Raw genomic sequence first — 26,143 nt, forward strand, 5'->3', positions numbered from 1 at the left:
TGGCGTGCTTCTTGAAAGTACAAAATGTTGTTACTCAATTGGCCAAGAACGAGAGATAGGTAACTGAAGCCTTTCCGGAAGGCTGTCAATGAATTTATTTATAGTTGTCACGTCATTTTCGCAAAAAAAGTGTATATGATACATTTCGCCGTTGGAGAATTTTACTGTTCCAGATATATCTTTGTGGTCTAAAGGCACTGGGTATCTTCCACCCCAAACAGCATGGCATGACAAACGCCTCAATAGGGCTTCTTCTTCGTTCGTTAAATCAAGACCAATAGAACCAGAGAGTTTATAAAGATCGTGGCTTTTTAGCTCGTTAGGAAATACAGATTTTAGTTTCTTTTTTTCATCAATGCTCGAATTCATGATTTCAAAAAAGCGCTGCCTACAAAAATAGCTATTGTGAAAAATGTATTTCGCCTTAAAAATATTTTCAATTGCAAATGACATGAGCATAAAATACGGCTTTTTATAATAATCACTGGGTATAGACTTTTGTTTTTCATTACAAGCTCGCGTGAGTTCATTCCAATATTGCATTACTTCAGGTTCAAGTAATTTTGCAGCTTTTATCAGTTCAATCGCTTTATCTATCCATTGAACGTGGTTAAAAGCCAAGTTCTGGAAAACTTCTTGGTGAACCTTATCCCAATTTAAATCTTTATTGGTCTCTTGAGCTAACATAGTATGCCCCTTGTTTTAGGTTGTATTATTAGATATTTTATTTAAGCTGTCAATCGTATATGTCTGTCTATTTGTTCTGCCCTTAATCAACTATAGCCTCCCGATCCCTCAACTTTGCCCATGAAAACAATCAGTGATGATGGTGATGCCGGTCCCCCAGGGGGTGGCCGTGGACGTGGCGGTGGAGCACGAAGTCGGGATCGCGCACGAGCCGGCCGTGCTCGATGGAATAGTAGGTGTCGGTGACGTGGGCCAGGAAATCCCAGTCATGGGAGATGATGATCATGGGCTTGGCCAGTTGGCAAAGGATGGCCACCAACCGCTCCCGGGTCTCGGGGTCAAGGCCGCCGGTGGGTTCGTCCAGGAGCAGCGCTTCGGGTTCCATGGCCAGCACGCCGGCCAGGGACACGAGCTTTTTCTCGCCGCCGGACAGCCTGTGGGCCAGGCGGTCGGCAAAGCCGTCCAGGCCAAGAAGCGTGAGGGTCCGCTCGGCCAGCTCCCGGGCGGCGTCCGGGGGCAAGCCCCGGTTCAGCGGCCCGAAGGCCACGTCGTCAAGGACAGTGGGATAGATGATCTGGTCGTCGGCGTTTTGCAGCAACATGCCGATCCCCAGGCGCACCTCCCGGAAATCGCGCTCGGTTTGGGCTTCGCGGCCTTTGTAGCGCACGACGCCGCTTTGAGGCCGGGCCAGGCCCATCATGACGTGGAGCAAGGTCGTCTTGCCCGAGCCGTTGGGGCCAAAAAGGCCGATGCGCTGTCCCGGGGAAAAGGTGAAATCCAGAGCGTCCAGCACCGGTGCGGCGGCGGCGGGATAGGCGAAAGTGATCTTTTCCAATGCGAGCAACGGCTCAGGCATGTCCGCTCCTTGAAATCCAGTCGCCGTAGGCCGCCAACGCCGCCGCGAGCGCCATGAGACAGAGGAAAACCCTATCCGGCCAGTTGGCGCGGAATAGGTCGAGGCTTGGAAATTTGCCGTGGAAACCACGCAGCAGCATGGCTTGGTAGACCCGCTGGGAGCGGTCGTAGGCGCGCACCAGCACCATGGCCACAAGGGCCGCGTACGTGCGGTAGGTGCGGCCATTGGACGCCGGGGCAAAGCCGCGCAGTCGGGCGGCCACGACCAGCCGGCCGTACTCCTCGGCGATGACGTGCAGGTAGCGGTAGGTGAAGACGAAGAGGAAGGAAAATTTGGCCGGCACGCCCAGGGCCGTCATGGCCCGGCCCAGGGCCGGGGCCGGGATGGTGGCCAATAGCGAAAGCACGCAGAAAAAAACGGCGTTGGCCTTGACCGTGGCCAGCAAGGCCAGATCCAGGCCCTCCTGGGTGACGGTCAGGCCGTTGCCTGTCCAGACCGGGACGCCCGGCGTGGCGGCCGGCACGAAGAGCCACAGGAAGGCGACAAAGACGTTGACCGCCGCCGTGCGGCGCAACACGACGCCAAGGGGCGGCCGGGAAAGGAGCGTCAGCAAAAGCCCCAGGCCAAGGATGCCCAGCGGCGCGGCCAGCCCCTGGGCCAGGGCGGCCGGCAGGGACAGGAGCAGGCAGGCGGCCAGTCGGCAGCGGGCGTCCAGAGCGTGGATGGGGGATACGCCCCGGGCCAGCGGTTCGTCGATCATGGCTGGGGCTTTTTGCCCTTGGACGCGAAATAGGCGGCGATGCCGGCCAGTCCCACCAGCCAGCCCAGGCCCCCGACGATTTCGGTCAGTCCCGGCCCTTTTTCCTTTTCGCCAACGAGCATGGCCCGCAGCGGCGCGATTGTTTTCTCCACCGCCGCTTCCACGATACGCTCCAGGGCGGCGGCGTCCAGGGCCGGAGCGGCGACTCCCTGGCCTGCTACCTGTCCCCCTGGCTGGGCTGGAGCCGACGCGGCGGCGACCGGCCCGGCCAGCGGACTCGAGGGAGCGGACGTGGCCGGCGTCGCAACGGGCGCGGCCGAGTCCGCCAGAGCGGCAGCCGGGGCGGCGGACAGGTATTCGGCCGCCTTGACCTCGGTGGTGTTCTGATGCCCTTCCCCGGCTTTAAGGACAATGCGCAGGTCGGCCTTGGCAGCACGCGCGGCCGGGGGCACAGAGAATCGGAATTCGCCCTTCTCGTCGGTCTTGCCGGCCAGGAGCGCCGCGCCGGAAGCGGCGTCAAAGACGTCGACGTCGCCGAAACGCACCCGCTCGGAGCGGCTGTAGCTGCATTCCACGACAACGTCATTGCCTTCAACGTAGGCAAAAACGTTAACCCGGTGGGCCAAGGCCGGCGCGGCCAGGACAGCCAGCAAGGCCAGGGACGCGGCAACGGGCTTTATCCTGTGCAAGATCATGTTGTTACCTAAGATCCCAAAGCGTTATGGGGCGGAACCTGAGCCAGCAGTTCCGGCCGGACCTTGGCCAGAAAGCCCACGGCCATGGCCGTGACGACCCCTTCCACCAGCATGATGGGCACATGGGCCACCACAATGGCCTTGGCTGTGGCGATGAAGCCTTCGCCGGACAAAGCCAGGGCGCAGGCCGTGAGCAGCGCCGCCAGCAGCACGGCGAAAAACCCGCAGCAAAACGCGCCCACGGTCCGCGCCTTGCCGGCGCGGCGCAGAAGCGGCCCGAAAGCAAAAGAGCAGGCCACGGCCGGGCCGGCCATGTCAAAGACATTGGCCCCAAGGACGATCAGTCCGCCGTACTGAAAAAGCACGGCTTGCAGCAGCAAGGCCACAGCAATGGCCGGGAAGGCGGCCGGTCCGAGAATGGCCCCGAGCAGGCCGTTCAAAATGAGGTGGGCGCTCACCGGCCCGATGGGCACATGAATGAGCGAACCCACGAAAAACGCGGCCGACAGGATGGCCACGGTCATGAGCCGGTCGTAATCCAGGCGCTTGAGTCCAAGCCCTACGCCGACGGCGGACAAGGCCCAGCCGCCGGCCAGCACCGGCCCGGATAGCACCCCTTCGGAAATATGCATGGCGTCCCTGTCCGGTTTGGTGAGCGGCCCGGGGACGAAACGGCTTCATCCCCGGGCAAGCGCGCCGTTTTACTTCTTCTTGCGCTTGGGTTCAACGAACTTGGCCCACAAAACCGCCCCACGCTCGACCTTTTTGGCCGCGCCGTCCTTCTGAATGGTTTCGGGCGCGTCAACCAGGGCGGCAAAACCCCACCAGCCGGCAAAAGGCACGGCGTAGCTGAAGACGCCGTTCACGTCGGTCTTGACCACCTGGGTGACCATGTAATCGTTTGGGGCCTCATACGCCTTGTCCTTGTTGTAGAATTCCACTTCCACGGGCACGTCGGCGGCCGGCTTGCCATCGACAAGCAGCTTGCCCGTGAAAACGTTGCCTGCGTAGTTGCCGAAGGGGCGGGTCAGCGGCACGATCTCGGCGGCCAACCCGACGGGCGCGTCCCAGCCCTCTTCCTCGCCGAAAGCCGGCACCGTCACCTTGGTCAGGTGCTCGATAAACTTGTCCTCGGCCGGCTCGAAATAGGGTTCCGGAATGACGAAGAACGTTCCCACTCCCGGCTTTTTGAACGTGTACTCGGCGGTCCAGGCGGCGTGGTCCATGATCTTGGCCGGCTTGAGGGCGGGGAGCAGATCGGTCTTCTGGCCGTTGTCCACGACGCCAAACGCCTTGGGCTTGGCCATGTCCATGCCGTTGCCTTCCATGGGATGGGAAAAAGACACCGCCAGGTCCACCTTGGCTTTGGCCTTGTCGGCCACCGTGTCGTTTGACGGGATGACCATGCCGAAGTGGGCCAGGGCCGGAGCGGCGCAGAGGGTCAGGGCGGCCAGGGCCAGGGACGGAACGAGGGAAAGACGAGGAGTGCGCATTTTGAAGTCTCCTTAGCAAAGTTGTGCCTGCCATGGAATACGAAACCCCGTCTTGATATGCCTCTATGCAATAAATTTCAAGTTCGTGACACGAATAAACGAAGGACAAAGCAAAACAACTCCATTACGCCGCCATTGTCTTAAAAAGAGACGGCCAGACGCAGGGCGACGTCGGGCTGGTCGGCGGGCCGGATGCTGCCTTCCAGGGTCAGCCCGGCGACCGGGCGCACAGCCAGGGAAAGGAAGGGAACAACAGGCAAACGCGGTTCGTAGCCATAGCGGCTGGGCAAGGCGTTAAGGGCCAGGATGGCGGCCAGGGCGTTGCCCGAGGCCCCGGTGGCATCGGCATGGTGGGTCAGGCGCTTGTCCAGGCGAAAAGCGACAAGCGAGGCTCCGGCGGCGGCTTCCACCGGACCGAAGTCGTAGCCGAGGCGGGCCGTGGCCTCATGGCTGGTCCAGGAGAAAAAAGCGTCCCGGGCCGAGGGCGGCGTGCCGCCACCGGAGCGGCTGGCCCCCTCCTCCCGGGCTTCCGGGGCGGCGGCCGAAAAAAAGGCGTAGTCGAACCGGGCAAAGACGCCCTCTCCGGGCTGGCGGCGCAGGATGAGCCGGGCGCACGGCCCCCAGAGAAAGGCCGGCCGGGTTTCCCAGGCCTCATACACGCCCTGCCCCACGTTCTTGGCCTCGAACCGGCCCACCGAAGCCCCGACCTGGCCGCCCAGGGCCAACACGACATGACTGGTGTCTAGGAGGCGGTAGACGGCTTCGACGTAGCCCCGTTGCTCGGTCCAGTTGCGGACCCAGCCGCCCTGCTGGGGCACGAAAGCGGCCGAGGGCGTAAACGACGTCGGCTCACGCATATCCCGGTAGCCCAGGGTCCGGGCAATCAGCGACACCTCGAACCGGTCCGCATCGGCCAGCGCCGGTGTCGGCTGGGCCAGGGCCAGGATGAGCGCCAACCCCATAAGCCAGAACGACAAGCGCCTCACAGCCCGGTCAGCCCCAACCTGGGCACGGCAAGTCCATGGCGGACCAAGCCGTCGCATCGCCATACGGCGCGGTCCGGCAGCAAAACGGCAGGCGACGAGCGATTCCATGGCTCTTCCTGCCACGAATGGCGACGGGAGGAAAGGCGGTCCGAAGTTCAGGAAGGGTCGGCCTTGGCCATGGCCGGCCGTGTTTGGGACGCCGCGGCCGGCACGAAGCGCGTGAACCAGTCGAGGTTGCGGACCATGAGATCGCGCAGCAGGCCCGTTTCGGTGATGTCGTGGCCGCTTCGCGGATAGGCGGCCAGTCTCGTGACCACGCCGCGACGGGACAGGGCGGTATAGAGTTCCAGGGCCTGGGTGAAGGGGACGCGCTCGTCGGCCACACCGTGCTGGAACAGCGTCGGGGTCTGGATGGCGGCAGCGTATTTCAGCGGCGAGCGGTCAAACAGGAAATCGAAGCGCTCGTAGGCTTCGCCGCCCATGTACAGCGGCATGAAATCGGGCAAATCCATGCTGCCGCACTGGCTGACCAGATTGGTGATGCCGCCGCCAATGGAGGCGGCCTTGAACCGGTCGGTGTGGCCGATGGCCCAGGCGGCAAGGTAGCCGCCGTAGCTCCAGCCCATGACGCCAAGACGCTGGGGATCGGCCTGACCCTTGGCGATGAGCGCGTCGAGGCCGGACATGAGGTCGGCGAAATCGACCCCGCCCCAATCATTGACAATGGCTCGGCGAAAAGCCGGCCCGTAACCATCGGAGCCCCGGACGTTGGGCTGGAACAGGGCATAGCCGTGGGCGGAAAAAACCGCCAGGGGGTAGCTGTTGAGCAGGCCGGGATACAGGCGCTGGGCCGCCTGGGCCGGGCCGCCGTGGAGTTCGACCAGAAGCGGCGGCGCGCCGACCACAGGCACGGCCGGCGGGGTGTAAAGGCCCTCGATCGTGGTCCCGTCAGCCGATTTCCAACGCACGATCTCGGGTTTGACCGTCTGGTAGGCGGCGAATTCCCGGTTGACGGCGGACACGGCCTTGGGGTCGTAGCGCTCGGCCGAGGTCACAAAAGCCTCGGGGGGCAAGTCCCAGTCGGTGAGCACCAGCCCCAGATGGCGAGAACCGGGCGACAAACTGGCCTGGAGCGGAATGCGCCGGTCGTCGTCGAGGCGCGTCGGCGGCTGGCCGTCCAGGGGCAGGGCATAGAGCGCGGCCCCCATGCCGTCGGCTTCCCGCACAAGAAGGCTCTGGCCGTCCTCGGCCCAGCCCAGGAGTTCCGGCCGGGCGTCGGGGGTGGGGGCCAGGGGGCGCGCCTCACCGCCAGCCAGGGGCACGACCATGACCCGGCCGGCGTTGTAATAAAATCCGGGCGCGGCCGTGGCCACATAGGCCAAGAGCCGACCATCGGGCGAGACGGTTGGCATGTTCTCGGAGGCGTCTGAGGCGGCCACAAGCTTCACGCCGCCCTTGTCAAGATCGACCACGGCGATGTCGGCATGGCCGGCGTCCACTGGAGCCGCGCCGCCGGCGGCGCCGGTATGGGCGCGGCCCCGGGGCGGGGCGTGGGGGTTGGCGGTTTCGAAAACGATGCGGCGGCCGTCCGGGGAAAAGGCGAATGCGCCCACGTCCCGGTCGGTGACAAGCTGGCGCATGACCCCGGGTTGCGACACGGCCAGGAGGTAGAGTCCGGCCAGTCCGCCAGGGCTGTCCAACACTTCGACGTCGCCGTCGCAACCCTCGGGACGGTTGGGGCCGGCCTTGGGACTGGTCGTGGCGGTGACGGCCAGTTTCTTGCCGTCCGGGGAAAACGCCAGATCAAGGATGTCGGCCCGGCCGTCGCTGAAGCGGCGCGATTGGCCGGCGTTGAGCTGGAGTAAATGGAGCTCGGAGGCGTTTTCGCCCTGGCAGAGATAGGCCAGCCATTTGCCGTCCGGGGAAAAACGCGGGTGGTCGCAGGAGGTCGTTGCCGGGGTGACCGCCCTCCCGCCCTCCCGGGCCATGTCGGTCAGAAAAATGCGAGAGACAGGTTCGCCGGCCTGGTCGGACATCCTGGTCACGACAAAAGCGACGCGTTTGCCGTCAGCAGCAACGCGGACATCGTCCACAGAGGCCAGACGCAGCATGGCCTCAATGGTGAACGGCTTGTCGCCGCCGGCCATGGCGGACACGGCTGGCAAACACAGCGTCAACAGCCAAAGGGCCAGGACGACGCACAGGCGTTGGGACACAGGGACCTCGCTTCTCACGATGGCCGGCACTCTACGGCCCCTTGGCCCGACGGTCAAACGCCGAAACGACGAAGGCCCCCGTACGGGGGCCTTCAAAAAATCAATACATTGAAATCAAAAGGTTAGATACGCATCCCCGCGTCGGCCGGCCGCTTGGACAGCCACAGGTCGAAAAGGAACCGCGTAAAGAAGATGGCCGTGAACATGGAGGCCACGATGCCGAGAATCAGGGTCACGGCGAAGCCGCGAATGGGGCCGGTGCCGAACTGGTAGAGGACCACGGCGGCGATGACCGTGGTGACGTTGGCGTCCAGGATGGTAAGCGTGGCCCGGCTGTAGCCGACGTCCACGGCCGAGCGGGCGGTGAGCCCCCGGCGCAGCTCCTCGCGAATGCGCTCAAAGATGATGACGTTGGCGTCAACGGCCATGCCGATGGTCAGGATGATGCCGGCAATGCCGGGCAGGGTCAGGGTGGCCCCGAAACCGGCCAGACCGGCCATAATGAGCACGAGGTTGAACAGCAGGGCCGCGTCGGCCACGGCTCCGGCAACGCCGTAGTAGACGATCATGAAGGCGATGACGATCAGGCCGCCGATGACGGCCGAATGGACGCCCTTTTCGATGGATTCCTGGCCCAAGGAAGGACCGACCGTACGCTGCTCCAGGATGGTGACCGGAGCGGGCAGCGCCCCGGCGCGCAGCACGATGGCCAGATCGCGGGCTTCCTCGGTGGAGAATCGGCCGGTGATGCTGGCCCGGCCGCCGCCGATTTTTTCCTGAATGGTGGGCGCGGAATACACCTTGCCGTCGAGCACGATGGCAAGCTGCTTTTTGACGTTCTCCGCCGTGACCCGCTCGAACTGCCGCGCGCCGCTGGGAGTGAAGGTCAGGGCCACGTAGGCTTGGTTGTTGGGGTCGAAGTTGGCCCGGGCGTCGGCAATGCTCTCGCCGGTCATGACGGCGTCGGCCTTGAGCGCAATGGGCCGCTCCAGGTAGGAGCCGTCGGGATTGCGGTGGCGCAGCACGGACAGTTCGTCGCCCGGGGGCAGGATGCCCTTCTGGGCTTTTTCCATGTCCACGGTCTCGTCCACGACCTTGAATTCCAGGTGGGCGGTCTTGCCGATAAGCTTGATGGCCCGTTCGGGGTCCTGCAGTCCCGGCAGCTGGATCTGGATGCGGTTGTCGGCCTGCTTGCGGATGTCGGGCTCGGCCACGCCGAATTCGTCGATGCGGTTGCGGATGGTCTTGACGGCCTGGTCCACGGTCATGCGGGCCTGGTCGTCCTTGTAGCGCTGGGTGAACGACAGCTTGTAGAGGAGCTTGTTGTCCGCGGCGGATTCAACGCCATCGACGTGGAGCACGGAAAAGTGGCTGGACAGGAACGTGTCCAGGGCGTCGCGCTTGTCGGGGGTGGCCAGGACGAACTCCAGGCGCTTGCCGTCCGGGCTGGTGCCCGGACGTTGGATGACGATGCCCTCGTCCTTGACCTGGTCGCGGACGTCGCGGCCCATCTGGGCCAGGGAATTGGCCAAGGCCTTGTCCACATCGACGCCAAGGGTCAGGTGGATGCCGCCCTTGAGATCAAGGCCGAGGCTGACGACGTCATCGGGCAGGAATTTGCCCAGAAAGCTCTGCTTCACCGACCCCAGGGAGGGCAGCATGTAGATGAGGCCCAGAAAGGCCACGAGACTGATCACGGCCAGTCGCCAACGCAGATTTCCAGTCATGGGCGAGGCTCTCCTTGGGAGGCTTGCGCTTGGGAGTCAACGACAAAACGAAGGGACTGCCGGGGCAGCCCTTCGCCGTCGCTTCGGGCCTGTGCGGCCCGAAGAGGAATATCCCTAATCCTTGGACTTGTCTTTGCCCTTGGGCTCGGCCTTGGCGGCCGGAGCGCCGGCTTCGCCGGGGCCGGAGACGAAGTTGCGGTTGATCTCGATATTGAGGTCCTTGGCGATCTCAATGGTGATCTTGTCCCCGTGGACTTCCATGATACGGCCGTAGATGCCGCCGCCGGTCAGGATGTAATCGCCGCGCTTGAGGCCGGCCAGGTATTCCCGGTGCTGCTTGGCCTTCTTCTGCTGGGGACGGATGAGCAGAAAGTAGAAGATGGCGAACATGAGGATAAGCGGCAAAAAGGCGGTGATGGGGTTGCCCCCCGCGGCGTCGCCGCCGGGCGCGGCGCCCATGGCGTGCGCCAGACTCGGAAACAGCATGATGCCTCCAATTAGGATGATGGTGCCGCCGGCGACTGGGCGCGCTTCGAACTTCCGAAGCATCGCGCCGTGGCCGGGACGCGTCTATCGCGCCAAAATGGATGGTCTAAAAACGCCGTCGCGTCAAGGCCATTCGCGCGCCAAGGCCGGCTTGCGCCCGTCGGTTGTTCGGCTTTACGGCCAGGGCGTGCAATCACGAGCCGGCGCATAGCCTTGGTTAAACGCCTCGCCAAGGGTCGCCAGGGCCACCCGGTTGCGCCGGGCTATCCGGGCCGCGTCCGGGCAGTTGGAGCCATGGAAGCGATGCGACGACGCATTGCCGACATAGGGCGCGGCCGGGGGCGGCAGCGAAAGCAGGCGCGGCCAAAACCCTTGCCCCTGGGCCATGGCCCGTCGCTGGAGGGCGAGGAGGCGATTGAATACGGCCGGCCCCATATCTTTATGCCAGAAAACAAAGACGCATCCCCTGGAGAGCAGGATCTCCGTCAAGGATCGCCCGTCCGGCAGGACGAGATCGCCCAGCAGCCGGCCGAAACGGTCCTGGGCCGGCCCGACTTCAACAAACCGCAACGCAACGCCCCGCGTCAGACCGTCCAGGGCCGCCTTGGCCTGCTCGGCGAAATACTGGGCCGGCCGGCCCTCGTGGGCGGTTTCCGGGGCGTCCACGCCAGCCAGGCGCAATGTGCGGCCGTCGGCCAGCCGACAGGTGTCGCCGTCATAGACCGCGACCGCCCGAACAGTCTCGTCGGCCGCCCTGCCCGCCTGCGCCAAGCTCGCCAGGCAAAACGCGGCCAGCGCCAGCACGACCCAAAGCCGTCGCCCTCCCCTTGCCGTCAACGCCCTGCTTTCCATGGCCCCTCCAAAACAAACGGCCGCCGCGAACGCCGCGACGGCCGTCAAAAGAACACAGCGGGCAGGCCGCTATTTCACGGCTCCGGGAACAAAGCCGATCTTGTCGATAGCCGCCTTGATGTCGTCCACAGGGGCCTCGCCTTCAAAAGACACGAGTCCCTTCCCCAGGTCCACGGAGACGTTGGACAGCCCCGGCAGAGCCGAGAGGGCCTTGGTCACGGAATTGGCGCAGTTCTGGCAGTGCATGCCGCCGACTTCAATGGTGGGCATCAGGCGTCCTCCTTCGCTTTTTCGGCGATATAGGCCAGGGCCGCCGGAAAATCGAGGGTGCCCTCGTAGATGGCCCGGCCGGAAATCAGGCCTTCAAGACCCTTGTTCGCATAAGGATAGAGCACTTTGACGTCGTCCAGGGTGGCCACGCCGCCAGCGGCGATGACCGGCAGATCGGTGAGTTCCAACAGCCTTGTAAGGGCCGGCAGATTCACGCCCGACTGCATGCCGTCGCGGCTGATGTCGGTGTAGACCACAAAGGCCGCGCCAGCGGCGGACAGGCCCGGCAGCACGTCCTCGACGGTGAGGCCGGAATCCTCCACCCATCCTTTAACTTTGAGGTTGCCGTCCACGGCGTCCAGGGAGACGCCCACCCGGCCGGGATGGGCCGCGCAGATGGCGGCAAACGCGTCGGGATCCGCCAAGGCCAGGGTGCCGATAATGAGCCGTTTGACGCCGGCCTCAAGGTAGGCGGCGGCCGTGGCCGCGTCGCGCACCCCGCCGCCGAGCTGCACCGGAATGGACAGCCCGGTGCAGATGCGGGCGATAAGGTCGAAGTTACGCGGCTTGCCGCTAAAAGCTCCGTCCAAGTCGATGAGGTGGAGCCATTTGGCCCCAAGTCCTTCCCAATGCCGGGCCATGGCCTCGGGATCGGGGGAAAACACGGTGACGGCGTCGGCCACGCCCTGGCGCAGCCGGACGCACTGCCCGTCCTTGATGTCGACAGCCGGGAAAATGATCACAACCCAAGCTCCGCGATGCCCTTCTTGAGGCCTTCCTGGGCCAGTTCCATGGCCGAGAGCCAACGGCCGTTGCGGGCAACGAACTTCTTGGCGTCCAGGATGTTGGAAACCAGGGACTGCTGGGTCTCGTCGAAATGGAAGTTGCGAACCATGGCCCCGGTGCGCACATCGATCAGATACAGCACGAAGTCGACGCTGGCCGGCTTGGTGGCCCCGATCTCGGAGCCGTCGCGCTCGCGCCAGTCGATGACCATGGGCACGACGACGTAGTCCGCGCCAGCGCACTTGCCGATGTTGACGTAGGACCGCAGGGTCCCCAGCCGTCCGGGCTCGTCGCCGCGCGGGGCGGACTTGGCGCAGGAGGCGGCCATCTTGGCCGGCACGAACTGCTGCTTGGCCCCGGCCAGATCCTGCTCCAGGGCGGCGTCGAGGTGGACCGGAGCCACCTCGGGCACGTGTCGGGCCGACGGCAGATAGCCGGCCAAGAGGTCGGCGTCGGTGGCCGGGATGGTAAAGGGCAACACGGCGAACTTCTTGTCCAGGAAGGCCACGGCCGAAGCCGGGGCATCGCCAGAGGCCGGGGCCTTGGACACCGGGGCGGTCTTGCGCACGCAGCCGGCGGCGAGGCTTAAGCCCAAAAGCGCCACGCCGAGATAGGCCAGAGATTTGCTTCGCATCAGTCCAGGCTCCCTTTGGTGCTCGGCACCCTGCTCGATCCGTGCGCGGCCGTGGCCCGGCGCAGGGCCAGTCCCAACGCCTTGAAGGCCGCTTCCACCAGATGGTGGCCGTTTTGGCCGTACACGAAATGGATATGAAGGTTCATGCGGGCGGAAATGGCCAAAGACTTGAAGAATTCCCGCCACAGGTCCTTTTCCTCGCCGGCAATGACCGGCGGCAGCACGTCTTCGCGGTAGACCAGATACGGCCGGCCCGAGAAGTCCACCACCACGTCGCACAGGGCCTCGTCCATGGGCACCCGGGCGTCGCCCACCCTGTTTATGCCCACGCGTTCGCCCAGAGCCTGACGGAAGGCCTCGCCCAGGCAGATGGCGACGTCTTCCAGGGTGTGGTGGGCATCGACTTCCAGGTCGCCCCGGCAGGTCAGGTTGAGATCAAAGCCGGCCCAGAAGGCCAGCAGGTTGAGCATGTGGTCGGCAAAACCAAAACCGGTGTCGATGGCGGCTTTGCCCGCGCCGTCGATGGTGATCTCGACGGCCACGCGGGTTTCGCCGGTCTCCCGGGAATAGGCTCCAAAGCGTTCGGCCATGGCGGTTCCCCGACCGGCTAAGCGGTCGGGGCCTCCTTGGCGGCGTCCTTGGCGGCGGCCGGCGGGGCAGCCGGGGCGTTTTCGGGATGCAGCTGTTTTTGTGCCTCGGCCTGTTTCTGTTCGCGGTCCGCCCGATCCACTTCCGCTTCCAGGGTGGATTTGACGTCGCTGCTCATGCGGCGAAACTCGGCCATGCCCTTGCCAAGCGTCTTCATGAGATCAGGCAGCTTGGAGGGGCCGATGACGATCAGGGCCACCACCAGGATGACCAGAAGTTCCGTGGAACCGATGCCGAACATAGCACTACTCTTTTGGCCGGGCGCGTAAGGTCCGGGATTGCGTCGCGTTGCGACCTTCTATTCCCACTCGATGGTCGCGGGCGGCTTGGACGAGACGTCGAACACCACACGGTTGACGCCTTTGACCTCGTTGATGATGCGGTTGGACATGACGGCCAGGATTTCCGACGGCAGCCGGCTCCAGTCGGCGGTCATGGCGTCGAGGCTGTCCACCACGCGGATGGCGGCCACGTTTTCATAGGTGCGTCCGTCGCCCATGACCCCGACGGTCTTGAGCGGCAGCAGCACGGCAAACCCCTGCCAGACCTTGCGGTACCAGCCCGAGGCGACAAGCTCGCTCTGGACGATCTTATCCGTTCGCCGCAAAATCTCAAGCCGTTCCTCGGTCACCTCGCCGATGATGCGGATGGCCAGGCCCGGCCCGGGGAAAGGATGACGCCAGATGATGAAGTCGGGCATGCCGAGTTCCACGGCCACCTTGCGCACCTCGTCCTTGAACAGTTCACGCAGGGGCTCAATGAGCGCCAGCTTCATGACCTCGGGTAGCCCGCCCACGTTGTGGTGGCTCTTGATGACCGCCGAGGGTCCCTTGAAGGACACGGACTCGATGACGTCGGGATACAGCGTGCCCTGGGCCAGGTACTTGACCTTGGGCAGCTTGGCCGCTTCGACCTCGAAGACCTCGATGAAGGTCTTGCCGATGATCTTGCGCTTTTCCTCGGGGTCGGTCACGCCGGCCAGCTTGTCGAGAAAGAGTTTGGCGGCGTCAACGTAATGCAGGTTGAGGTCGAAGTGTTCGCGCAGATACGCGGCCACTTCCTCGCCCTCGCCCATGCGCAACAGGCCGTTATCGACGAAGATGCAGTGGAGCTTCTTGCCGATGGCCTTGTGGAGCATGACGGCCACGACGGTGGAATCCACGCCCCCGGACAGGGCGCAGACCACTTCGTCGTCGCCGACCTTTTCCTTAAGCGATGCCAGTTCGGTTTCCAGGAAGCTCGACATGGTCCAGCCCGAGGTCAGGCCGGCGATCTCGAACAGGAAGTTGTGCAGGATGCGTTCGCCGTCCTCGGTGTGGGCCACCTCGGGGTGGAACTGCAGGGCGTAGATGCGCCGCGAGACGTTGGCCAGGGCGGCGATCTCGACGTTTTTGGTGCGCGCGGCCACCACGAAGCCCTCGGGCGCGGCCATGACCTTGTCGCCGTGGGACATCCAGACGATGTGCCCGTCTTTTTGGGGCAGGCCGGCGAAAAGCGGCACGTCGGCCAAAAGCTGCAAGTCGGCCCGGCCATACTCGCGGTCGGTGGAGGCGGCCACATGGCCGCCGGGCAGGTGGTGGGCCAGAAGCTGCATGCCGTAGCAGATGCACAGCGTCGGCAGGCCCAGATCGAACACGGCCGGGTCAAAGGGCGGCGCGTCGGCGTCGGCGACGCTGGAAGGCCCGCCGGACAGGATCACGGCCTTGGGGGCCATGGCCGCCACTTCCTTGGCCGTGACGGTGCAGGGATGGATTTCGGAATACACCCCGGCCTCGCGCACGCGGCGGGCGATGAGCTGGGTGTACTGGGAGCCGAAGTCGAGGATGAGAACCTTGTCGGGCTGGCTCATGCTAGTAGGTCTCCACGCGGTAGTTGGGGGCTTCCTTGGTGATGATGACGTCGTGGACGTGGCTTTCACGCAGCCCCGCCGGCGAGATGCGCACGAACCGGGCTTTTTGCTGCAGCTCTTCGATGGTGTTGCAGCCGCAGTAGCCCATGCCGGAGCGCAGGCCGCCCACGAGCTGGTAGATGCTGTCGGTGACCGGGCCCTTGAACGGCACCCGGCCGACAATGCCCTCGGGCACGAGTTTCTTGGTCTTTTCCTGGAAGTAGCGGTCGGAGCTGCCCTCGCGCATGGCGTCGATGGAACCCATGCCGCGATAGATCTTGTAGGTGCGGCCCTGGTAGAGCACGGTTTCGCCCGGGCTTTCCTCGGTGCCGGCGAAAAGGCCGCCCATCATGACCGTGTCGCCTCCGGCGGCGATGGCCTTGACGATGTCACCCGAGAACTTGACGCCGCCGTCGGCGATGATGCGCTTGCCGGCTTCACGGCAGGCCCGGGAGGCTTCCATGATGGCCGTGACCTGGGGCACGCCCACGCCGGCCACCACGCGGGTGGTGCAGATGGAACCCGGCCCGATGCCGACCTTGACGGCGTCGGCTCCGGCGGCAATGAGCGCCTTGGCCCCTTCGTAGGTGCCGACGTTGCCGGCCACGAGCTGGCAGCCCGGGTGCTCGGCCTTGATGGCCCGGATGGACTCCAGGATGTTCCTGGAGTGGCCGTGGGCGGAATCGAGCACCAGGAAGTCCGCGCCGGCGTCCAGCAGGGCCTGGACGCGCTCGCCCCGGTCGCCGCCCACGCCAATGGCCGCGCCCACGCGCAACCGGCCCAGGCTATCCTTGCAGGAATGGGGGTATTTGCGGATCTTTTCGATGTCCTTGATGGTGATCAGCCCGCGCAGCTTGTTGTTGTCGTCAACGACCAGAAGCTTTTCGATACGGTTGGCGTGGAGGTGGTGCTTGGCCTCCTCCAGGGTGGTGCCCACGGGCACGGTGACGAGCTTTTCGCTGGTCATGACCTGGCCGACGGTGGTGACCGAGTCCTTGACGAAGCGCACGTCGCGGTTGGTGACGATGCCGACCAGGGTGTCGCCGTCAACCACGGGCAGCCCGGAAATGCTGTATTCGCTCATGACGGTGAGCGCCTGCTCCACGGTCATGGCCGGGGGCACGGTGATGGGCGAGATGATCATGCCCGATTCCGACTTCTTGACCTTCTCCACTTCGAGCCGCTGCTGGGCGATGGTCATGTTCTTGTGGACCACGCCCACGCCGCCGCTACGGGCAAGCTGGATGGCCATGCGCGACTCGGTGACGGTGTCCATGGCGGCGCTGACAAGCGGAATGTTGAGCTTGATGTCCGGGGTGAGCCAGGAGGACACGTCGGCCAGGTCGGGCGTGACTTCCGAGTAATCGGGAACAAGCAAAACGTCGTCGAAGGTGAGGCCGAAATCGATGACTTTTTCCATATCGTAAACTCCGGGTTATATGGGCGGCCTAGTCCAGGCCGAGATAAGCGGAACGCACCTTGGGGTTGCTCAGGAGCTCCTTGCCCGGCCCTTCCAGGGTGACATGGCCGGTTTCCAGGACATAGCCCCGATGGGCGATCTGCAGCGCCATCTGGGCGTTTTGCTCCACAAGCATGACCGTTACGCCATCTTTGTTGATTTGGACAATGATCTCGAAAATGTTTTCCACCACCAGCGGCGCAAGCCCAAGGGACGGCTCGTCCAAGAGCAGGAGCTTGGGCCGGGCCATGAGCGCCCGGCCGATGGCCAGCATCTGCTGCTCGCCGCCAGACAGGGTGCCGCCCATCTGGGAACGGCGTTCGCGCAGGACCGGGAACAGGGAATAGGCGTGGTCCTCGTCGTCGCGGATGCCGGCCTTGTCCTTGCGCAGATAGGCGCCCATGAGCAGGTTTTCCCGCACGGTCAGGCGCGGGAAGATCATGCGTCCTTCGGGCACCTGGGTGATGCCCATGGAGACGATGCGCTCGGTGGTGCTGGCGGTGATATCCTCGCCCAGAAAGGCGATGGAGCCCTTGCGGGGATGGACCACGCCGGAGATGCTCATGAGCGTGGTGGACTTGCCCGCGCCGTTGGCGCCGATGAGCGTGACGATCTCGCCCTGGGCGACCTTGAGGGAGACGCCCTTTAGGGCCTGGATGTTGCCGTAAAACGTTTCAATGGCGGTCAGTTCAAGCATGGGCCGCCCCTTTGCCGAGGTAGGCTTCGATGACGTCGGGGTTGGCCCGGACTTCCTGGGGCGAGCCGTCGGCGATCTTGACGCCGTGGTCCAGGACCACCAGGCGTTTGCAGATGCGCATGACGAGCTTCATGTCGTGTTCGATGAGCACGACGGTGACGCCCCGGCCCAGAATGGCGTGGATGAGATCAACCAGGGCCTCGGTTTCCCTGGGATTCATGCCGGCGGCCGGTTCGTCGAGGAGGATGAGCTTGGGGTCGGTGGCCAGGGCCCGGGCGATCTCCAGTCGGCGCTGGTCGCCGTAGGACAGGCTGGCCGCCGGGGACAGGGCCGTCTCGCCAAGCCCCACGAAATCGAGGTTTTCCATGGCCGCGTCGATGATGGCCCGTTCCTCGGCCCGCTGGGAACGGGTGCGCAGCACCGAGCCGAAGAAGTTGGCCGAGGTGCGGCAGTGGCGGGCGATGCGCACGTTGTCGAGCACGGTCAGCGCCGAAAAAAGCCGGATGTTTTGAAAGGTCCGGGCCACGCCCAGGGCGGTCATGCGCTCGGGTTTGCGGCCGGCGACGTTTTGTGGCTCCCCTTCCCCGCCGGCAAACAGAATGCGGCCGTCGGTGGGGGTATAAATGCCGGCCACGCAGTTGAACATCGTGGTTTTGCCCGCGCCGTTGGGGCCAATGAGGCCGGTGATGGCCCCACGCTCCACGGCAAACGACACGTCGCTTAGGGCCATAAGGCCCCCAAAGCGTTTGCTGACTCCGTCTACGGTAAGTATCGCATCCATATTACGCCGTCCGGCGCGCCGCGATCCTGGCGCGCAAGTCCTTGATCAGACTGCTTTGCATGGTCGATTCCGCCACCTGGGTGAAAAGGCCGTGGGGGCGGAAGCGCATGATGATCACCATGATGAGGCCGTAGGCCAGAAACCGGGTCTCGGCCGGCAGGCCGAGCTTGGGCAAGGCCACCCGCAACACTTCGCCCAGGGCGATGAGGATGGCCGAACCAACCAGCGCCCCCCGGATGTTGCCAAGGCCCCCCAGCACGACCATGCACAGGACCAGGAAGGATTCCCAGAACTTGAACATGTCCGGCGAGATGAAAAGGGTCCACCGGGCCAAAAACGCGCCGGCCAAGGCCCCGATGCCGGTGGACACGGCAAAGGCGATGACCTTGTAGGCGAAGAGGTTGACTCCGCAGGAGGCGGCGGCCATGGGGTCCTCGCGGATGGCCAGCCAGGCCCGGCCCAGGCGCGAATCCTCCACCCGGGTCATGACCAGGAAGACGAGTCCCACCATGACCATGGCCAGATAATAGTACGGGACCTCGCCGCGAAAGGCGTAGCGCCAGCGTTCGTCAATACCCATGAGGGTCGCCAGCCAGGTGACGTCAAGGGAAATGGGGGCGATGCCGGGGATGCCCAAGGGGCCGCGAGTCAGCCATATTTCGTTGGTGAGAAACAGCACCACGAGTTCGGAAAACCCGAAGGTAACGATGGCGAAATAGTCGCCCACCAGCCGCAAGGTCGGCGCGCCGAGGAGTACTCCGAAAAACGCCCCATTCATGACCGCCAGGGGCACGATGACCCAAAACGACATGTTGTAGTGGATGGTGAGAAGCCCGGCCGTATAGGCCCCGATGCCGTAGAAGCCTACGAATCCGAGGTCAAGCAGGCCGCAGAAGCCAGGCAGGATATTGAGTCCCATGGCCAGCACCATGTAGACCATGATGAGGACCAGGACGTGCAAGACGTAAACGTCCCGGAAAGGCATCAGCGGATAGGCCAGGGCCGCCGCCAGAAGCAGGTATTTGAGTGATTGTGCCGCGCCGCGCATGTGTGTTCCAGTCGGTTCGAGGCGGCCGGCGACGGCCGCCGGTTGCTAGGCTTTTTCCGTCACGGCCCGGCCGAGCAGGCCCGAGGGACGGAAAATGATGACCAGGATCATGACGGCGTAGGCGACGCCGTCGCGGTAGGGCGAGGAGACGTAGCCCGCGCCCAGGGTTTCGGCGATGCCGAGCACCACGCCGCCGAGCATGGCCCCAGGCACCGAGCCGATGCCGCCGAGCACGGCGGCGGCAAAGGCCTTGACCCCGGCCAGATAGCCCATGGTCGGATACATGGTGTTGTAATACATGGACACCATGATGCCGGCCATGGCCCCCATGGCCGAGCCGAGAGCGAAGGTGAAGGAGATGACCCGATTGACGTTGATGCCCATGAGCGAGGCGGCCGTCTGGTTCTGGGCCAGGGCGCGCATGGCCGTGCCGACCCTGGTGCGGGTGATGATGAGGTTGAGTCCGATCATGAGGATGATCGCCACGGCGTAGATGATGACCTGCATCCAGGAAATGGTGACGTCGGAAAAGGTCAGGGCCGGTTCGCTGAAAAAGGCGGGCAGGGCCTGCTTGGGAAAGGGCATGGGCCGGCTGCCCCAGATGATCATGGCCAGGTTTTGCAGAAAGATGGACATGCCTATGGCGGTGATGAGCGCGGCCAGACGCGGGGCCTCCCGCAGGGGGCGGTAGGCGATGATGTCCAGCAGCACGCCGATGGCGGCGGCGGCCAGCATGGCCAAAAGCACTGCCAGGGGCAGCGGCAGTCCCATGGAAATAAACGACAGGGTAAGGAAAGCCCCGAGCATGTAAATTTCGCCGTGGGCGAAATTGATCAACTCAATGACGCCGTAAACCATGGTGTAGCCCACGGCGATGAGCGCGTAGATGAGACCCAGGGTGAACCCGTTGACGAGCTGTTGTTCGAGCAACGTCTGCTCCGAAGCGTTTGGCGTTTAGAGGGGCATGAAGCGCGAACAGGCCGGATGATCTCCAGCCTGTTCGCGTTTCGTTCCTGCGGCGGTTTCCGCCTAATTCATCTGCTTTTCGGCCGGGACGAACTTGCCGTCCTTGACGACCTTGACATAGGCGGGCTTGAGGCAGTCGCCATTGCCGTCAAAGTAATTGACGCCGGTGACGCCCTTGTAGCCCTTTTCCGGGGAATCAAGGCCAGCCAGGTAATCGCGGATCTTGGCGCGGTCAGCGCCGACCTTGGCGATGGCTTCGGCGACGATGCCGGCGGCGTCATAAGCGTTGGCGCTCATCCAGTCCACGTCGCGCTTGTACTTGGCCTTGAACGCCTCGATGAACTTCTTGGCGTCGGCTCCGGCGGTCTCGACCAGGAAGGGAGCGGTCAGGTAGGTGTTGTCGGCCGAAGCGCCGCCAAGCTTGACGTAGTCAAGGTTGTCGAAGCCGTCAGCGCCCATTTTGGCGACATTGAGGCCGATTTTCTTGGCCTGGTCGGCGATAAGCGCGCCTTCGGGATAGTAGCCGGCGACGAACATGGCCTCGGGGGCGGCGCCCTTGAGCTTGGTCAGCTGCGGGGTGTAGTCCTGGTCGCCCTTCTTGTAGGCTTCCTCGCCGACCACGGTCAGGCCCAGGGCCTTGGCTTCCTTGATGAAGGCGTCTTTGAGGCCAATGCCGTAGTCATTGTTCTCGTAGAACACGGCCACTTTCTTGAGGCCCAGGACCTTGGCCGAGTAATCGGCCAGGAACTTGCCCTGGAAGTCGTCGCGGTAAACGTTGCGGAACGACCAAGCCTTGCCCTTTTCGTCCTTGCTCTTGGTGGAAATGGTGGTGTTGGTGGCCGTGGGCGTGATGGCGGCGATGCCTTCGCGCACGTAGGCCGGCAGGCCGGCCAGGTGGGCCGAGGAGCACAGGTGGCCCACGATGGCGACAATGGCCTCGTCATTGACGATGGACGAGGACACCGTGGCGGCCTCGCGGGGCTCGCACTGCTCGTCGAAGTAGACGGCCTCGAGCTTCTTGCCGTTTATCCCGCCAGCGGCGTTGATCTCTTCGAGCTTGAGGTCCACGCCGGCCTTGACGTTCTCGCCGTAGCCGGCGGCGCTGCCGGTGAGCGGCGTGGGAACGGCGATCTTGATGGCGTCGGCGGCATGAGCCGGCGCGGCGGCCAGGCCAAGGGTCAGGCCGAGGGCGCAGGCAAGGGCGGCCCGGGTCGTTTTTCTGCCAAACATCACGTTTCCTCCGGTTGCGGTTGCATGGGGCATCGGTCTCGGCGTCCGGGAACAGCCCTAAAGCCAGCCCGGGTTGGGTACGGTCGCGTTACGCGGCAACATTCACCAAATCGACACGAAAAGCAATCTCGCTTAGGAACCCGGCTTCGCCTCAAGTTCTTCCTGAGCGGTTTTCCGCGTCTCGGGGTCGGTTTTGGGCGAAGCAATGACGGCGGAAAGCATCTGTCTGGCCTTGGCTTCGTCCTTGTAGGCGTATTTGTAGAGCAGGCCCAGGTTGAAGCGGGCCCGGAAGTCCTCGGCGTCCTTGGCCAGGATGGCTTCGAAAGCCGCCTTGGCCCCGTCGAGGTCCTGCATGTTGTAGCGCACCACGCCCAGGGCGTTTAAGACGTCGGGATCGTCAGGACGGACCTTTGCAACTTTGTCGAGAAAGGTCTTGGCCCGGTCAAAGGAACCCATGGCCATGAAGCGTTCGGCCATGGCCATTTGCAGACCAGGATCGTCGGGATTTTCCTGAAGCTTCTGCATGAGTTCCATGACCTCACGCATGGGGCCGTTCATGGCTTGGTCCATGCCCCCGGGCATCCCCTGCCCCATGCCGCCGCCTTTTTTCTGGTGGACCTCAAGGGTCGGCCGTTCCAGGCGGTAGATGAAGGAGGCGGCGAAGATGATCACCAGGCAAAAGCCCATGAAGGCCAGGACCATGCGGCCCGAAGCGTTGGGGCCGTGTTCAGTTGTCGTCATTTAAAATCTCCAGGCGTGACAGACGCCGTTTGAGACGCTGTTGGGAAGTTGCCAGAAAAGCCACGTAGCAGCCGAGACCAACCCAGACCAGGACGTTGGCCGCGAACAGGTAGACTTCCTTCCCCATGGCTTAATTCCTTATGGAACCGTGGCGCATAAGGGCCGTGACGGCCGCGCCGGTTTCGAGTTGTCGGGTGCGAAAGGCGAGCAAGGCCAACCAGAGAAGGCCCATGGCCACAAGGTTGGCCACGACGGCCAGCCACATTTCGGGTTCCATGCCGCCGCCCTGGGAGCCCAGGACCGAAGGATGGATGCTGCGCCAGTAGCGGGCCGAAATAAAGACCAGCGGCACATCGAGAAAGGCCACCACGCCAAGGACGGCCAGGACCGTGTCCTGGCGCTGGCCGCCGATGTCCGAGGCTCGCAGCAGCAGATAGGCGGCATAGACGAACCACATGACAAGCGTGGTGGTGAGCCGGGGGTCCCAGGTCCACCAGACGTTCCAGATGGGCCGGGCCCAGCACATGCCGGTTATAAGAGCCAGTCCGGAAAAGAGCACGCCAAGTTCCGCCGCCGCGCCGGCCAGCCGGGAATAGGCGTCCCGACGTTTGGCCAGATAGAGGATGGAGGCGACGAAGTTGACGAAAAAGCTCACCGTGGACCACCAGGCCAGGGGCATGTGGGTGTAGAAGATCTTTTGCACCACGCCCATGGATTCCTCTACTGGGGCGTAGAACCAGATCAGGTACTGGGCGATGATCGAAGCGGCCGCGAAGGCCAGGGCGCACAGGCGGATCATGCGGGCTATTCCTCGCCGGTATAGAGAAAAGGAAAAAGGACCAGGGCGGCGGCGGTGAAAACGGCGTCAAAGGCGACCACCGTTCCGGTCCAGGCCCCCACGGCCTCCAGGCCCCGGCCCGAGATGACGGTTTCCAGAAGCCGGATTCCAGCCAGAAGCGCCGGCACAAGCAGCGGGAACAGGATCACGGTCAAAAGCGACTCCCGCGACGACTTCCCCACCGACAAGGCTCCCAAAAGCGAACCCAGGGCGCAAAGCCCCCAGTCCACGGCCGCGACCACGGCCAGGCCCATGAGCGGCGAACCAGCCACGGTCTGGCCGAGAAAGGCGACCGCCGCAGGGGCGAATACCATCTGACAGCAAAAAAGCAACACCCAGCCGGACAGCGCCTTGCCCAGCCACACGGCCTGGGCCGGGGCCGGTGACAAGAGCAGCCCCAGGCGCGCCCCCTCGGCCTCTTCCAGGCCGTAGAGGAAGTTAAAGATCAGCACCTGTCCAAAGGCCGTGGCCAGCCAGAAAACTGCGGCGGCGGCCAAGGGCGGCGACAGTTCGCCCGGTTCCCGGGACAGGCTCATGATGAAGATGAGGAGCAGGCCCAAAAGCACGGTCTGGACCAGCCCCTGGGCCCCGGACAGGGCCAGGGACAGGTCCTTGCGGGCGATGGCCAGGGCGGCTTTCAGCATACGCCCTCCCCGGCCAGGGCGGCGGCGTCAAAACCGGCGGCCGGGCCGTCGTAGGCGACGCGGTGGCCGTCAATACGCACCACCCGGTCGCAGGCGGCCAGATCGGCGGCGATGTTGTGGCTCACCCAGGCCACCGAAGCCCCGGCGTCGGCCACGGCCCGAATCTCCCGGCGCAGCCACACGGCCGAGGCCGGGTCCAGGCCCGAGGCCGGCTCGTCGAGCAGCAGCAGCCTGGGCGCGGTCAAAAACACCCGGGCCAGGCTCAGGCGCTGGGACATGCCCCGGGAGAACACCCCAGCCTCCTCGTCGGCAAAGCCGACCAACCCCACGCGCGATAGCACGGCCGTGACGGCCGCGTCGTCGCGGGGCTGGCCGAACATGGACTGCCAAAAAGCCAGATTGGCCCGGGCCGTGAGCTTGGGGTAAATGAGCGTGCGATGGCCGAGGTAGCCGATGCCGCCGGACGGCAGTTCGGTTTCCACCTCGCCCTCGCTTGGCGGCAACAGCCCGGCGACAAGGCGCAACAGCGTGGACTTGCCCGCGCCGTTGGGGCCGACCACCAGCGTCACCTGGCCCGGGACCAATTCCAGGTCGATGTTTTTCAGCACCGCGCGTTCGCCGTAAAAACGGCAGACCCGGCGCAGGCGGACAAGGACTTCGGCCATGAGCTGCAATACCGCCCTACTCGCCCTTGCCGCGCAGACGGCGCAGGCTGGCAAAGGGGGCGATGCACATGAGCGTGCCGCCGATCCATATCCAGTTAATCAGCGGATTGACGCTGATTTTGAGGCTGGCCGCCTTTTTCTCGGTGGCGTTGACCAGGGTGGCGTAGACTTCGTCGCCAAGGCTGGGGATGGTGGACACCTCGGCAAAGGGCTGCTCGAAGCCTGTGTAGACGCGCCGCTCGGGGGTGAGCACGCCAACGGGCTTGCCGTCGCGGGTCACGTCAATAACAGCCCGGCTGATGGCCATGGCCTTGTTTTCCTCGAACTCCAAATCCTTAAAGGTCAACTTGAAGCCGCCGATCTCCATGGTCTTGCCCGGAGTCAGCACGGCTTCCTGGTTGAGCTGGTAGGGACCGGAAAAGGCGATGCCGAGCGTCACCAGGGCCAGGCCCAGGTGGACGATGTAGGCCCCCAGGGCCCCGGCCAGGCTTCGGGCATGGCGCTGGCGGATAAAGACGTAAGCGACCGTGGTCATGGCGGCGATGGAGGCCGCGCCGGCGAAAAGGGCCACGGGCAGATGGATGCCAAGGCCATACAAAATGGCCCCGCCGCCAACGAAGGCGCCCACGGTCAGCCCCAGGCCGGCCTTGTCGCGCACGCCCTCGGACCAGGACATGAGCGGACAAAAGGCGACCAAAGCCGTGACCAAGGCGAATAGCGGCAGGCACACGCGGTTGTAGAAACCGGCATCCAGGCCGACGGGGTTGGCGCTCCACAGCTTGCTGAAGACCGGCCACAGGGTGCCCAGGAACACCACAACGGAAAGGGCGAGCATAAGCCAAGCCAGGATCACCAGAAAGCCCGGCACGCTCATGAGACCGGTAAGCGGCTTGACCCGGTCGGCGAAAAACGGCGCGCCGGCCAGGAGCACGGCGGCCAGGACCACTAAAGCAAAGAGCATGAACAGGAGCAGCGGCCCGGCCACGCCGCCCTCGCCGAAGGCGTGCAGGGACTCGACCACGCCGCTGCGCACGAGGTAGGTGCCGAGGATGCAGCTGACGAAGGTCACCACGGCCAGGGCCACATTGGTTTTGGCCAGGGCCTTGGTGCGGCGCTCGACGATGGCGGTGTGGATAAACGCGGTGCTGACCAGCCAGGGGATCAGCGAAGCGTTCTCGACCGGGTCCCAGGCCCAGTAGCCGCCCCAGCCCAGTTCCATGTAAGACCACCAGCCGCCGAGGATGATGCCGGAGGAAAGGAATATCCAGGACAGGATGGCGGTATTGCGGGCGGCGGCGGCAAAGGAGGCGCGCTCACCGGTCAGCCAGGCGGCCAGGGCCAGGCAAGCCGGGATGGCAAACCCGGCGTAGCCCATAAAAAGCAGCGGCGGGTGGAAGATCATGCCGGGATTGCGCAGCAGCGGATTGAGGCCCCGGCCCTCGGGCACGGGAGGCACGGCTTCCAGGAACGGATTGGAGGGGCCGGTTAAAAGCAGCAGGAAGAAGGCTTCAACCACGAGGAAAAAGAGCCAATAGGCGTGGCGCGTGGACGCAGACAGACTGCGGTAGGCCGGCGAGACGGCGAAAAAGACGCCGAAAAGAGCCAGGGTGAGCATCCAGAACAGCAGCGACCCGGCCTGGCCGGCCCAGAAGGCGGTCAGGGCGTAAAAAAGCGGCAACAGCGTGTCCGTGTATTCGGCCACATAAACAAAGGAGAAATCGCGTTGCCACAGGGCGACGGTGAGGATGGCCGAGGCCAGGACCACGCCAGCCGTGGCCAACAGGTGGCCCTTTTCGATCATTCCCAGGCGGCCGTAGTCGTTTCGCCACAGGGCGAACAAGGCGGCCACCGCGCCGGCCAGACAGATGATCATGGCGGCAAGCAAGGCAAAATACGCCGTAACGTGCATGAAAACTCCTCTATAGGGTCCCCGGGGACGACGGCGGCACAGACACAGGGCGTCGAGCCGACAACGCCAGGGGATGGCAAGCGGTTTCGCGGCAATTGAGCATGGGACGGTCGCGCGTCGCCGCCAAGGCGGCAGGCGCTCGGGGCGGCCCTGCGGCCGGCTTCGCGGACCCGTGGCCGGG

General features: G+C 64.2%; 29 protein-coding genes. All 29 read right to left on the reverse strand.

The genetic code is table 11. The features are described 5' to 3' along the window. Positions 1 to 30: 30 nt before the first annotated feature. The gene (locus C3Y92_RS10910) at positions 31 to 687 is read right to left on the reverse strand and encodes a hypothetical protein (protein WP_129352442.1); all 657 of its coding nucleotides are present in this window, start codon (positions 685 to 687) and stop codon (positions 31 to 33) included. Positions 688 to 817: 130 nt separating this feature from the next. After that, complete coding sequence (locus C3Y92_RS10915; RefSeq protein ID WP_129352444.1) at positions 818 to 1,543, reverse strand: energy-coupling factor ABC transporter ATP-binding protein; 726 nt, start codon at positions 1,541 to 1,543, stop codon at positions 818 to 820. Next, positions 1,536 to 2,303 carry a cobalt ECF transporter T component CbiQ gene (cbiQ, locus tag C3Y92_RS10920; protein ID WP_129352446.1) on the reverse strand — a complete coding sequence of 256 codons (768 nt, stop codon included), beginning with the start codon at positions 2,301 to 2,303 and terminating at the stop codon, positions 1,536 to 1,538. Before cbiQ ends, C3Y92_RS10915 begins: the two co-directional genes overlap by 8 nt. After that, the gene (locus tag C3Y92_RS10925; protein ID WP_129352448.1) at positions 2,300 to 2,998 is read right to left on the reverse strand and encodes a hypothetical protein; all 699 of its coding nucleotides are present in this window, start codon (positions 2,996 to 2,998) and stop codon (positions 2,300 to 2,302) included. The genes cbiQ and C3Y92_RS10925 overlap by 4 nt, the downstream gene beginning before the upstream one ends. An 8-nt stretch (positions 2,999 to 3,006) precedes the next feature. Beyond that, the gene (gene cbiM / locus C3Y92_RS10930; RefSeq protein ID WP_129352450.1) at positions 3,007 to 3,630 is read right to left on the reverse strand and encodes a cobalt transporter CbiM; all 624 of its coding nucleotides are present in this window, start codon (positions 3,628 to 3,630) and stop codon (positions 3,007 to 3,009) included. A 69-nt stretch (positions 3,631 to 3,699) separates the two neighbouring features. Continuing rightward, a complete protein-coding gene (locus C3Y92_RS10935) occupies positions 3,700 to 4,491 on the reverse strand; it encodes a DUF4198 domain-containing protein (protein WP_129352452.1) in 792 nt (263 codons plus the stop codon). Positions 4,492 to 4,631: 140 nt separating this feature from the next. Continuing rightward, positions 4,632 to 5,477, reverse strand: a complete 846-nt coding sequence (locus C3Y92_RS10940; RefSeq protein ID WP_235669461.1) for a hypothetical protein — start codon at positions 5,475 to 5,477, stop codon at positions 4,632 to 4,634. A gap of 155 nt (positions 5,478 to 5,632) precedes the next feature. Beyond that, on the reverse strand, positions 5,633 to 7,693 hold the full coding sequence (locus C3Y92_RS10945; RefSeq protein ID WP_235669462.1) for a S9 family peptidase: 2,061 nt from the start codon (positions 7,691 to 7,693) through the stop codon (positions 5,633 to 5,635). Between the two features lie 122 nt (positions 7,694 to 7,815). Beyond that, positions 7,816 to 9,420 carry a protein translocase subunit SecD gene (secD, locus tag C3Y92_RS10950; RefSeq protein ID WP_129352456.1) on the reverse strand — a complete coding sequence of 535 codons (1,605 nt, stop codon included), beginning with the start codon at positions 9,418 to 9,420 and terminating at the stop codon, positions 7,816 to 7,818. A 114-nt stretch (positions 9,421 to 9,534) separates the two neighbouring features. Continuing rightward, positions 9,535 to 9,906, reverse strand: coding sequence for a preprotein translocase subunit YajC (yajC, locus tag C3Y92_RS10955; protein ID WP_129352458.1), 372 nt, complete (start codon positions 9,904 to 9,906; stop codon positions 9,535 to 9,537). 174 nt (positions 9,907 to 10,080) lie between these two features. Further along, positions 10,081 to 10,758: a thermonuclease family protein gene (locus tag C3Y92_RS10960; protein WP_129352460.1), complete on the reverse strand. Its 678-nt coding sequence runs from the start codon at positions 10,756 to 10,758 to the stop codon at positions 10,081 to 10,083. A 69-nt stretch (positions 10,759 to 10,827) separates the two neighbouring features. Beyond that, positions 10,828 to 11,028: a heavy-metal-associated domain-containing protein gene (locus tag C3Y92_RS10965; RefSeq protein ID WP_129352462.1), complete on the reverse strand. Its 201-nt coding sequence runs from the start codon at positions 11,026 to 11,028 to the stop codon at positions 10,828 to 10,830. Further along, on the reverse strand, positions 11,028 to 11,771 hold the full coding sequence (gene hisA / locus C3Y92_RS10970) for a 1-(5-phosphoribosyl)-5-[(5-phosphoribosylamino)methylideneamino]imidazole-4-carboxamide isomerase (protein WP_129352464.1): 744 nt from the start codon (positions 11,769 to 11,771) through the stop codon (positions 11,028 to 11,030). The genes C3Y92_RS10965 and hisA overlap by 1 nt, the downstream gene beginning before the upstream one ends. Further along, the gene (locus tag C3Y92_RS10975) at positions 11,768 to 12,448 is read right to left on the reverse strand and encodes a DcrB/PsbP domain-containing protein (RefSeq protein WP_129352466.1); all 681 of its coding nucleotides are present in this window, start codon (positions 12,446 to 12,448) and stop codon (positions 11,768 to 11,770) included. Before C3Y92_RS10975 ends, hisA begins: the two co-directional genes overlap by 4 nt. Then, positions 12,448 to 13,038 (reverse strand): imidazoleglycerol-phosphate dehydratase HisB, encoded by a 591-nt coding sequence (hisB, locus tag C3Y92_RS10980; protein ID WP_129352468.1) that lies wholly within the window; start codon positions 13,036 to 13,038, stop codon positions 12,448 to 12,450. Before hisB ends, C3Y92_RS10975 begins: the two co-directional genes overlap by 1 nt. 17 nt (positions 13,039 to 13,055) lie before the next feature. Then, on the reverse strand, positions 13,056 to 13,337 hold the full coding sequence (tatB, locus tag C3Y92_RS10985) for a Sec-independent protein translocase protein TatB (RefSeq protein ID WP_129352470.1): 282 nt from the start codon (positions 13,335 to 13,337) through the stop codon (positions 13,056 to 13,058). A gap of 57 nt (positions 13,338 to 13,394) precedes the next feature. After that, entirely contained in the window at positions 13,395 to 14,945 is a 1,551-nt protein-coding gene (gene guaA, locus C3Y92_RS10990) for a glutamine-hydrolyzing GMP synthase (RefSeq protein WP_129352472.1), read from the reverse strand. A gap of 1 nt (position 14,946) precedes the next feature. Next, on the reverse strand, positions 14,947 to 16,404 hold the full coding sequence (gene guaB / locus C3Y92_RS10995; protein WP_129352474.1) for an IMP dehydrogenase: 1,458 nt from the start codon (positions 16,402 to 16,404) through the stop codon (positions 14,947 to 14,949). Between the two features lie 28 nt (positions 16,405 to 16,432). Then, the gene (locus C3Y92_RS11000) at positions 16,433 to 17,140 is read right to left on the reverse strand and encodes an ABC transporter ATP-binding protein (protein ID WP_015860915.1); all 708 of its coding nucleotides are present in this window, start codon (positions 17,138 to 17,140) and stop codon (positions 16,433 to 16,435) included. Continuing rightward, complete coding sequence (locus tag C3Y92_RS11005) at positions 17,133 to 17,921, reverse strand: ABC transporter ATP-binding protein (protein ID WP_129352476.1); 789 nt, start codon at positions 17,919 to 17,921, stop codon at positions 17,133 to 17,135. The genes C3Y92_RS11000 and C3Y92_RS11005 overlap by 8 nt, the downstream gene beginning before the upstream one ends. A 1-nt stretch (position 17,922) precedes the next feature. Next, positions 17,923 to 18,969, reverse strand: coding sequence for a branched-chain amino acid ABC transporter permease (locus C3Y92_RS11010; RefSeq protein WP_129352478.1), 1,047 nt, complete (start codon positions 18,967 to 18,969; stop codon positions 17,923 to 17,925). A 45-nt stretch (positions 18,970 to 19,014) separates the two neighbouring features. Beyond that, positions 19,015 to 19,899, reverse strand: coding sequence for a branched-chain amino acid ABC transporter permease (locus tag C3Y92_RS11015; RefSeq protein ID WP_129352480.1), 885 nt, complete (start codon positions 19,897 to 19,899; stop codon positions 19,015 to 19,017). Positions 19,900 to 19,998: 99 nt separating this feature from the next. Continuing rightward, positions 19,999 to 21,165: an ABC transporter substrate-binding protein gene (locus tag C3Y92_RS11020; RefSeq protein ID WP_129352482.1), complete on the reverse strand. Its 1,167-nt coding sequence runs from the start codon at positions 21,163 to 21,165 to the stop codon at positions 19,999 to 20,001. Between the two features lie 132 nt (positions 21,166 to 21,297). Next, positions 21,298 to 21,906, reverse strand: a complete 609-nt coding sequence (locus tag C3Y92_RS11025) for a tetratricopeptide repeat protein (RefSeq protein ID WP_129352484.1) — start codon at positions 21,904 to 21,906, stop codon at positions 21,298 to 21,300. Continuing rightward, a complete protein-coding gene (locus C3Y92_RS11030; RefSeq protein ID WP_006921665.1) occupies positions 21,893 to 22,033 on the reverse strand; it encodes a CcmD family protein in 141 nt (46 codons plus the stop codon). Before C3Y92_RS11030 ends, C3Y92_RS11025 begins: the two co-directional genes overlap by 14 nt. A gap of 3 nt (positions 22,034 to 22,036) precedes the next feature. Then, on the reverse strand, positions 22,037 to 22,705 hold the full coding sequence (locus tag C3Y92_RS11035; protein ID WP_129352486.1) for a cytochrome c biogenesis protein: 669 nt from the start codon (positions 22,703 to 22,705) through the stop codon (positions 22,037 to 22,039). 5 nt (positions 22,706 to 22,710) lie between these two features. Further along, complete coding sequence (locus C3Y92_RS11040; protein ID WP_129352488.1) at positions 22,711 to 23,388, reverse strand: heme exporter protein CcmB; 678 nt, start codon at positions 23,386 to 23,388, stop codon at positions 22,711 to 22,713. Continuing rightward, positions 23,382 to 24,053, reverse strand: coding sequence for an ABC transporter ATP-binding protein (locus C3Y92_RS11045; RefSeq protein WP_129352490.1), 672 nt, complete (start codon positions 24,051 to 24,053; stop codon positions 23,382 to 23,384). Before C3Y92_RS11045 ends, C3Y92_RS11040 begins: the two co-directional genes overlap by 7 nt. 16 nt (positions 24,054 to 24,069) lie before the next feature. Further along, positions 24,070 to 25,962 (reverse strand): heme lyase CcmF/NrfE family subunit, encoded by a 1,893-nt coding sequence (locus C3Y92_RS11050; RefSeq protein WP_129352492.1) that lies wholly within the window; start codon positions 25,960 to 25,962, stop codon positions 24,070 to 24,072. Positions 25,963 to 26,143 lie beyond the last annotated feature (181 nt).

The organism is Solidesulfovibrio carbinolicus, assembly GCF_004135975.1.
Lineage (GTDB): Bacteria > Desulfobacterota > Desulfovibrionia > Desulfovibrionales > Desulfovibrionaceae > Solidesulfovibrio > Solidesulfovibrio carbinolicus.

Bases quoted from the DNA above. Each gene is read 5' to 3' on its own strand.
- cbiQ (WP_129352446.1), bottom strand. From the start codon at position 2,303: ATGATCGACGAACCGCTGGCCCGGGGCGTATCCCCCATCCACGCTCTG.
- cbiM (WP_129352450.1), bottom strand. From the start codon at position 3,630: ATGCATATTTCCGAAGGGGTGCTATCCGGGCCGGTGCTGGCCGGCGGC.
- guaA (WP_129352472.1), bottom strand. From the start codon at position 14,945: ATGAGCCAGCCCGACAAGGTTCTCATCCTCGACTTCGGCTCCCAGTAC.
- C3Y92_RS10975 (WP_129352466.1), bottom strand. From the start codon at position 12,448: ATGCGAAGCAAATCTCTGGCCTATCTCGGCGTGGCGCTTTTGGGCTTA.
- C3Y92_RS11040 (WP_129352488.1), bottom strand. From the start codon at position 23,388: ATGCTGAAAGCCGCCCTGGCCATCGCCCGCAAGGACCTGTCCCTGGCC.
- guaB (WP_129352474.1), bottom strand. From the start codon at position 16,404: ATGGAAAAAGTCATCGATTTCGGCCTCACCTTCGACGACGTTTTGCTT.
- C3Y92_RS10915 (WP_129352444.1), bottom strand. From the start codon at position 1,543: ATGCCTGAGCCGTTGCTCGCATTGGAAAAGATCACTTTCGCCTATCCC.
- C3Y92_RS11010 (WP_129352478.1), bottom strand. From the start codon at position 18,969: ATGCGCGGCGCGGCACAATCACTCAAATACCTGCTTCTGGCGGCGGCC.
- C3Y92_RS10960 (WP_129352460.1), bottom strand. From the start codon at position 10,758: ATGGAAAGCAGGGCGTTGACGGCAAGGGGAGGGCGACGGCTTTGGGTC.
- C3Y92_RS10925 (WP_129352448.1), bottom strand. From the start codon at position 2,998: ATGATCTTGCACAGGATAAAGCCCGTTGCCGCGTCCCTGGCCTTGCTG.
- secD (WP_129352456.1), bottom strand. From the start codon at position 9,420: ATGACTGGAAATCTGCGTTGGCGACTGGCCGTGATCAGTCTCGTGGCC.
- C3Y92_RS11050 (WP_129352492.1), bottom strand. From the start codon at position 25,962: ATGCACGTTACGGCGTATTTTGCCTTGCTTGCCGCCATGATCATCTGT.
- yajC (WP_129352458.1), bottom strand. From the start codon at position 9,906: ATGCTGTTTCCGAGTCTGGCGCACGCCATGGGCGCCGCGCCCGGCGGC.
- C3Y92_RS11035 (WP_129352486.1), bottom strand. From the start codon at position 22,705: ATGATCCGCCTGTGCGCCCTGGCCTTCGCGGCCGCTTCGATCATCGCC.
- C3Y92_RS11045 (WP_129352490.1), bottom strand. From the start codon at position 24,053: ATGGCCGAAGTCCTTGTCCGCCTGCGCCGGGTCTGCCGTTTTTACGGC.
- C3Y92_RS10935 (WP_129352452.1), bottom strand. From the start codon at position 4,491: ATGCGCACTCCTCGTCTTTCCCTCGTTCCGTCCCTGGCCCTGGCCGCC.
- tatB (WP_129352470.1), bottom strand. From the start codon at position 13,337: ATGTTCGGCATCGGTTCCACGGAACTTCTGGTCATCCTGGTGGTGGCC.
- C3Y92_RS11020 (WP_129352482.1), bottom strand. From the start codon at position 21,165: ATGTTTGGCAGAAAAACGACCCGGGCCGCCCTTGCCTGCGCCCTCGGC.
- C3Y92_RS10965 (WP_129352462.1), bottom strand. From the start codon at position 11,028: ATGCCCACCATTGAAGTCGGCGGCATGCACTGCCAGAACTGCGCCAAT.
- hisB (WP_129352468.1), bottom strand. From the start codon at position 13,038: ATGGCCGAACGCTTTGGAGCCTATTCCCGGGAGACCGGCGAAACCCGC.
- C3Y92_RS11030 (WP_006921665.1), bottom strand. From the start codon at position 22,033: ATGGGGAAGGAAGTCTACCTGTTCGCGGCCAACGTCCTGGTCTGGGTT.
- C3Y92_RS11000 (WP_015860915.1), bottom strand. From the start codon at position 17,140: ATGCTTGAACTGACCGCCATTGAAACGTTTTACGGCAACATCCAGGCC.
- C3Y92_RS10910 (WP_129352442.1), bottom strand. From the start codon at position 687: ATGTTAGCTCAAGAGACCAATAAAGATTTAAATTGGGATAAGGTTCAC.
- C3Y92_RS11025 (WP_129352484.1), bottom strand. From the start codon at position 21,906: ATGACGACAACTGAACACGGCCCCAACGCTTCGGGCCGCATGGTCCTG.
- C3Y92_RS11005 (WP_129352476.1), bottom strand. From the start codon at position 17,921: ATGGATGCGATACTTACCGTAGACGGAGTCAGCAAACGCTTTGGGGGC.